This window comes from Microbacterium sp. (genome assembly GCF_047971895.1).
Taxonomy (GTDB): domain Bacteria; phylum Actinomycetota; class Actinomycetes; order Actinomycetales; family Microbacteriaceae; genus Microbacterium.
Genome location: NZ_JBKEAF010000123.1, coordinates 1 through 6,990 on the forward strand (window position 1 = coordinate 1; position 6,990 = coordinate 6,990).

7 protein-coding genes are annotated in these 6,990 nt (G+C 70.1%); 1 reads left to right on the forward strand and 6 read right to left on the reverse strand.

Going from position 1 to position 6,990, the window contains the following annotated elements; genetic code table 11:
• The 4 genes from ACK5IN_RS09840 to rsmI form a co-directional block, all read right to left on the reverse strand.
• The coding region (locus ACK5IN_RS09840; protein WP_416896014.1) for a recombinase family protein at positions 1-230 on the reverse strand (230 nt) is incomplete at its 3' end.
• 23 nt (positions 231-253) lie between these two features.
• The gene (locus ACK5IN_RS09845; RefSeq protein ID WP_416896015.1) at positions 254-1,171 is read right to left on the reverse strand and encodes a Fic/DOC family protein; all 918 of its coding nucleotides are present in this window, start codon (positions 1,169-1,171) and stop codon (positions 254-256) included.
• On the reverse strand, positions 1,128-1,322 hold the full coding sequence (locus ACK5IN_RS09850) for a hypothetical protein (RefSeq protein ID WP_416896016.1): 195 nt from the start codon (positions 1,320-1,322) through the stop codon (positions 1,128-1,130). Before ACK5IN_RS09850 ends, ACK5IN_RS09845 begins: the two co-directional genes overlap by 44 nt.
• Positions 1,323-1,682: 360 nt before the next feature.
• Positions 1,683-2,501 carry a 16S rRNA (cytidine(1402)-2'-O)-methyltransferase gene (gene rsmI / locus ACK5IN_RS09855; RefSeq protein WP_416896017.1) on the reverse strand — a complete coding sequence of 273 codons (819 nt, stop codon included), beginning with the start codon at positions 2,499-2,501 and terminating at the stop codon, positions 1,683-1,685.
• 23 nt (positions 2,502-2,524) lie between these two features.
• On the opposite strand from rsmI, the gene ACK5IN_RS09860 reads away from it, so the two are divergent.
• A complete protein-coding gene (locus tag ACK5IN_RS09860; protein ID WP_416896018.1) occupies positions 2,525-4,093 on the forward strand; it encodes a dolichyl-phosphate-mannose--protein mannosyltransferase in 1,569 nt (522 codons plus the stop codon).
• A gap of 27 nt (positions 4,094-4,120) precedes the next feature.
• On the opposite strand, the gene ACK5IN_RS09865 is transcribed toward ACK5IN_RS09860, so the two are convergent.
• Both ACK5IN_RS09865 and msuE read right to left on the reverse strand, forming a co-directional pair.
• Positions 4,121-5,917 carry a thioredoxin domain-containing protein gene (locus tag ACK5IN_RS09865; RefSeq protein WP_416896019.1) on the reverse strand — a complete coding sequence of 599 codons (1,797 nt, stop codon included), beginning with the start codon at positions 5,915-5,917 and terminating at the stop codon, positions 4,121-4,123.
• A 36-nt stretch (positions 5,918-5,953) separates the two neighbouring features.
• Complete coding sequence (gene msuE / locus ACK5IN_RS09870) at positions 5,954-6,529, reverse strand: FMN reductase (protein ID WP_416896020.1); 576 nt, start codon at positions 6,527-6,529, stop codon at positions 5,954-5,956.
• Between the last annotated feature and the right edge of the window lie 461 nt (positions 6,530-6,990).

The window sequence follows — 6,990 nt, forward strand, 5'->3', positions numbered from 1 at the left end:
CGCTCGGCGTGGTCGCGCATGACCGCGATGGCAATGGTGTCGGTGCCCGCCACGCGATCCAGCGCCGGGATCGTGAGCCTGTCCCCCGATCGCTGGATCTTCTGGCATTCGTTCCACTCGGGCCGGTCCTCAAGACGGCTTGAGTAGCCGACATCCACGAAGATGCGCTCACACCCAGCCGCCTCCAGCCGGGCGACCTGCGAGTCAGCCTTCTGTCCGCGCGTGCTCACGCGGGTGTACCCCAGCTCCACGACTACCTGCCTCCCATCCCCCGACCGCGCTCATCGCGGGGCCGGTAGGCCCGCGCGCCGTCGCCCAGCTCGGGCGCGCTGCGCGTGGCATCGGTGGCAGGCTTCGGCAACCTCGCGTCGCGACGCGCGCGCAGCTCGTGCAGCTCGGCGTCTAACCTCCGCTCAAGAGAGGGAGGCTCCTGCGCGACGTGCTGCCCGGAATCAGGGCCGCCCTCCCCCGAGCTGGTGGGGAAAGCAAGCCTGGCCCGTTCCGCTTCACGCCAGGTCTCGTCGCGTTCTAGCCATGGCGTCGCCTTGGTGACGATCTGGTCGACCATCTCTCGCAACGGCCCGAAGTCACGCCGCTCTGAGGCCGCCCGGCAAGCTTCGTCGTTGGTCGCGCCGCGCACGGCGCGCCAATCGAGCTGCCAACCCTCGGTGCTCGCCACCCGGTTCCAGAACACGCGCTGCGTCCGACCGTTGCCCTCCCGGAACGGATGGATGTAATTGAAGGCGTCGTAATGGTAAGCCAGCCGATCAATGAACTTCTCACGGGACAACCCGCGCAGCGCGTTGTCCTCGCGCAGCTCCCCCGCGGCGAACATCGCCGCCCGCTCGATCATCGAGACCGGCAGGAAGAACTGCGCTCCCTCTTCGTTCTTACGGATGTCAACGGTGCGCAGCTCCCCCGCGAAAGCGTAGGCATCCTGGAACAGGTGCCGGTGGATCGCGCGCAGCTCGTCAAGATCGCCAGTCGGCTTGACCGGACGATCCATGAGCTGCACGAGCCGCGTGAACGACAGAGCGCCCTCGGCATCATCGAGGGCGCTCTTCGTCTGCGCGCCGACCAGATTGCGCAGCAGACCCGACTCGGGATCGAGATACGGGTCGATGAAGTCAGCCAAGGCCATAACGGGCACGGGCACGTTCGACCAGCTCATCCGAGCTGATCCGACCGGCGACGTACTCCTGCGCATCGGCACGAGTGGCGGGATCGACTTGCAGACCCTCCATCTCGCCGCTGTGGATCGCCTCGGCGACTCGCAGCTCGCGCTCGGCTGCCGTCGTAGCGGTAACGGTGGAAGTGCTCATGATTCGCCCCTCTCCTGGCTCTCTCTCCATTCTACCGCCTCGGCCGAAAAGGGTAAAGGGGTGGTGTTGGCCGGTTCAGAGTTTCGGTCGAAGGTTCTGGACAGTCAGGCGTCGGCGTGTCGCACTCCGCCCGGCCGCCTCGACGGCGCGGGCCAGAAACGACCGTTGTCGAACCAATTAAAAGTTAGTCTTCACTCTCTTCGCTCACCCTTGGTCTCCCTCATTTCGCGACGGGATCGGTGGGAGGGCGGCATCAAGCACGCCTGCGAGCCGTGCCCGTTCCTCGGTATCCTCGGTCGGGTCGTGCAGGCGGCGCGACCGCTGACGTCGGTCATGGGCTGGGCGCCGTCTATGTCGGATTCACCCACGCACGGCGAGCGCCGCCTGATACAGCTCGCGGCTCGAGTGGCCGGTGTGCGCAGACACTTCCCCGGCGGCATCCTTGAGCCGCGTGCCCGCGCGCACGAGTTCGAGCACCTGGGTCACCGCATCGGGGAAGGCCACCGCCACGGCAAGCGCGCCGGCGACGACGATCACGAGTTCGCCGCGCACACCGGCATCCGCCCATGCTGCGAGCTCGGTCAGCGACCCACGCACGGTCTGCTCGTGCAGTTTCGTCAGCTCGCGGCTGACGCTCCCTCGGCGGTCGTGGCCGAACACCGCCGCCATGTCGGCTAGCGTGCCCGCGACACGCGAGGGAGCCTCGAAGAACACCATGGTGCGTGGCTCGCGCACCAGCGCCTCGAACGCGGTGCGGCGCTCCCCCGGCTTGCGCGGCACGAACCCCTCGAAGGCGAAGCGGTCGGTGGGCAGCCCCGACACAGCGAGCGCGGTGAGCACGGCGCTCGGCCCGGGAAGGGCCGTCACCGCGACCTCCGCCTCGACGGCGGCGACCACGAGACCGTAGCCCGGGTCCGACACCGTGGGCATGCCGGCATCCGACATCACCAGCAGATCCTCGTCGCGGGCGAGCTCCACCAGCTCGGCTGCGCGCTGCTTCTCGTTGTGATCGTGCAGCGCGATCAGTCTCGGTCGGTTCTGCACCCCGAGCGCCGCCAGCAGGCGCTGCGTGGTGCGGGTGTCCTCGGCGGCGACGACCGTGGCCGCCTCCAGCGCCTCGACCAGCCGCCGGCTCGCGTCGCCGAGGTTGCCGATGGGAGTGGCCGCGAGGATGATCACCCGGCCAGCATAGGCTTGTCCCCGTGACTGCTGTCGAGCCGCCCCTGCCCGGGCTGCTCGCCGCACCGCCGCCGCGCCCTCGGTGGTATCACCTGCAGCTGCTGTGGCTGCGGCATCCTCGCTCCCGGCGCGTCTACGACTGGCTCGCACCACTGCTGGTCACCGCGCTGGCCGCCGTTGTGCGTCTCAGCGATCTGGCCCACCCGCACACGCTCGTGTTCGACGAGACGTACTACGTGAAGGACGCCTGGACGCTGCTGCACCTCGGGTACGAGGGGTCGTGGCCCGAGGGCGCGAACGAGAAGTTTCTCGCGGGCGACGTGAACGTGTTCACCGACGCGCCGAGCTTCGTGGTGCATCCGCCCCTCGGCAGGTGGATCATCGCGCTCGGCCTGATGGCGCTGGGGCCCGAATCCGGCTGGGGCTGGCGCCTCGCCACGGCCCTCGTCGGGGTGGCCGCGGTGTTCCTGCTGTTCGTCGTGGGAAAGAGGCTGAGCGGATCGACGACGGTCGGTGCGATCGCCGCGTTCCTGTTCGCGATCGACGGGCTCGGCATCGTCATGAGCCGCGTGGCGCTGCTCGACAACGCGCTCATGCTGTTCGTGCTGCTGGCCTTCCTGTTCGTGCTGCTCGACCGGCACCGCACCCGACGGCGCGTGCTCGACACGGTCGCCGCACGCGCACACGGCGAGCCGTCCGTCGCGTGGGGCCCGGTGCTGTGGAATCGGCCGTGGGTGATCGCCGCGGGTGCAGCGGCCGGTGCCGCCTGCGCCGTGAAGTGGTCGGGCCTGTACGTGCTCGCCGCGACCGGCATCTACCTGGTCGTCAGCGACGCGCTGTGGCGCCGGCGGGCAGGGGTGGACTTCTGGCCGACGGATGCCGCATTCCGCCAGGGCCCGGTGACGTTCCTGCTGCTCGTGCCCGTCGCCGCGGTCGTCTACGTGGCATCGTGGACGGGCTGGCTCGTCACCGACGGCGGGTACTCGCGCAACGCCGACCCCAACCCGTTCGTCGCCCTGTGGAAGTACCACGTGGCGATCTACGACTTCCACGTCGGACTGACCTCACAGCACGCGTACGAGAACCCCGCGTGGGCGTGGCCACTGCTGACGCGCCCCACATGGATGTATTGGAACCTGACGCCGCAGGGCCAGGACAGCTGCACGAGCCCGGGCGGCTGCGCCGAGTCGATCTCGAGCGTGCCCAACCCGATCATCTGGTTCGCGGGCGTCGCGGCGGTGCTGTGGCTGATCTACCGGTTCGTGCGTACGCGCGACGGGCGGTACGGGTTCGTGCTCACCGGTGTCGCCGCGACCTACGTGCCGTGGCTGCTCTACCCCGAACGCACCATCTTCCAGTTCTACACGGTCGTGATGCTGCCGTTCGTGCTGCTGGCGCTCGCCCTCACGCTGCGCGAGATCGCCGGCCCACCGGATGCCTCGCCCGAGCGCGCGCAGACGGGGCGATGGGTCGTGCTCGTCTTCCTGGGGGTGGCGACCCTGGTGTCGGCCTTCTTCTACCCGGTGTGGGTCGGGTGGGAGGTGCCGTACGAGTTCTGGCGGCTGCACAACTGGGTGCCCAGCTGGGTGTGATTCTGGGCTGATCCGGTGACCGGTCGGTCAGAGCACGGCGGGGTCGGTGACGGGGAGGCGGCAGGCGAAGTCACGGCAGTCGTATGCCGTGGGCAGGCCGTCTTGCATCACTTTCCCGTCGAAGAGCGCGAACCCCGCCTCGGCGAAGGCGGTGGCCTGCGGCGCGCTCACGATGGCGATGATGTCCGGTCCCGGCGTGCAGATGGCCGCGGTGACGAGCGGGGCATCCGGGTCGTCGGTCACCACCACGAGCTGGTGCACGGGCGTGATCAGCTCGTGAGCGGTCCGCAGGAGCGCACCGAACCCGAGGGGCTCGGCGAGGGCACGAGTGGATGCTGCGCGCACCCGCGCCACCGCGGCCTCGCGGTACCTGTCGCCCGCACCGAGCCGCCAGAGCGTCACGCACGCCGCGGCAAACGCCGACGGGCCGGAGGGCAGCGTGCCGTCGTCGCGCGACGCCGGCGCATGCAGCCCGTGGGCGGCGAGCGTCGGGTCCGGTTCGATGTCGCCGGCCAGTGCCCGATCGACGAGATCGCGTGCCGTCAGGGCGTAGACGACCTCACCTGTCGCGGTCGCGAGGACCAGCAGTCCCTCCGCGAGCAGGGCGTAGTCCTCCAACGTCGCCGGGGCCCGTGAGGGGATCTCGTCCAACGAGGCGCGCACGAGCCGGCCGTCGGGGGCGACGTTCGACTCGAGCACGGCGTCGGCGGCCAGGCGCGCCGCGTCGAGGGCTCCCCTCGACAGACGCGCAGAGCGGGCGAGCGCGCCGATCGCCATGCCGTTCCAACCTGTGACGACCTTGCCGTCGACGGCCGGTGCGTCGAGCTCCGCGCGGGCGGCGGCGTCCCGTGCGTAGTAGCCGCCCTCGCTGCGCTCGCCGGCGATCATCGATTCGGAGTCCTGCGCCGCGCCGAATCCACCCGGCGGCCGCTGCAGCACGTTCACCAGGAACGAGACGATGCCCTCGGCGACGTCCGCTGACCCTTCGTCGAGCGCGACCTCGAGCAGCCCCGCGTTGTCGGTGAGCATGCGTTCGTAGTGCGGACCCGTCCAGTCGGGGCGGGTCGCATACCGGAAGAACCCGCCCTCCACCGTGTCGCGCAGCTCTCCCCCGACCATCGCCGCGAAGGCGCGGGAGGCGACGGCGGCGGCATCGGGAGCATCGTCGCGCATCGACTGCAGGAAGCGCAGCGCCGGCACCGCGGGGAACTTCGGTCCGGTGGCGCCGAACCCACCGTGCACCGGGTCTTCGCGCGCCGCGAGCCGCTCGGCGGCGGCGATGAGCTGGGCCTTGGTGGGAAGGTCGGCGGGCGCAGAAGCGGCGGATGCCTCGGCCAGCGCCTCGGCCAGGGCACGCCCGGTCTGGGTGACCGCCTCGCGGCGCTGGGTCCAGGCATCCCGCACGGCCCCCAGCACCTGCCGGAACGACGCCATCGGCGGCTGCGGTCGGGGCGGCCAGTAGGTGCCGGCGAAGAACGGCTCGCCGTCGGGCGTCGTGAACACGGTCAGCGGCCAGCCGAGGCTCTGGGTGAAGGCTCCGGCAGCGGCCAGGTACGCGGCGTCGACCTCGGGATGCTCTTCGCGGTCGACCTTGATGCTCACGAACCCGGCATTCAGGTCTGCGGCCGTCTGCGGGTCGGAGAACGACTCGCGCGCCATGACGTGGCACCAGTGACACGTGGAGTACCCGATCGACACCATCACGGGCACGCCGCGCTGGCGCGCCACCTCGAACGCCTCGCTCCCCCACGGGAACCACGCGACGGGGTTGCCGGCGTGCGCCCGCAGATACGGGCTGATCGAGTCGGCGAGCCGGGATGCCATGGCCCCAGGCTATGCCCGGCGTGCATCCCCGCACTGCTACCAGCTGCCGACGTACTCCGACACCGGTTCACGCGCGGCGCGGTCGACGATGGGCAGGGCACGGGTGACCACCTGGTCGATGCGCTGCTGCAACGCCTGGTCACGCAGCGTGTATCCGTCGAAGTCGGTGTTGCTCGCGTACACGCCCAGCGGCAGCGTGAGCGCCTGGAAGAACGAGAACAACGGCCGCAGCTGGTGCTCTATGATCAGCGCGTGCCGCTCGCCGCCTCCGGTGGCCGCCAGCAGCACGGGCTTTCCCACGAGGGCGTACTGGCCGACGAAGTCGAACAGATGCTTGAACAGCCCGGTGAACGAGGCGCGATACACGGGACTCGCCGCGATGATGAGGTCGGCCGACTCGATGGCCACGAGTTTCGTCTCCGCCTCGGCGGGCAGCTCTTCGCGACGCAGCGCACCCGCCAAGGCCGGACCGATACGGGTGAGTTCGACCAGCTGCGCGTCGATGTCGGTGCGCTGCGCGAAGCCGTCGATCAGCGCCGCGACCAGCGCGGTGGTCTTGCTGGGCTCGTGCAGGGAGCCCGAGATGCCGACGATACGAAGCGGAGTGGCCATGCCCCGACGGTACGACGTGGCCACGGCATCCGTCTTCTCGCGCGATACGGAGCGTCACTCGGGGCCTCCGTCGGCTCGGCCATCCCGCGGGGGCGTGTGGTCGGCGAAGACGGCGAACTCTCGCTGCACCGCCGCAACGGCCTCCTGCCGCTCGGCGAGCGGAGGTCGACGAGGTTCCGGCGGAGTTCCGGCGGATGCCCGGGTCCGCGGGCGCGTCGTCGACATCGTACGAGAACAGGAGTGGCACACACCGCATCAGATACGCGTCATCGGCGAGAGCATCGTCGCCGACGAGGAGCGGGTCGGCGTGCTCGCCCTCATCGAACGCGAAGACCACCGGCCGGTCGACGGTCGAGCGCCACCGGGTGCCTGAGGCTGACAAGGAGTGAGGACTCCCCGGCGACCACGGACCGGAATGCGGAAGCCTTGCACACGATCAGGTCCGGCCGGGTCAGTTGACC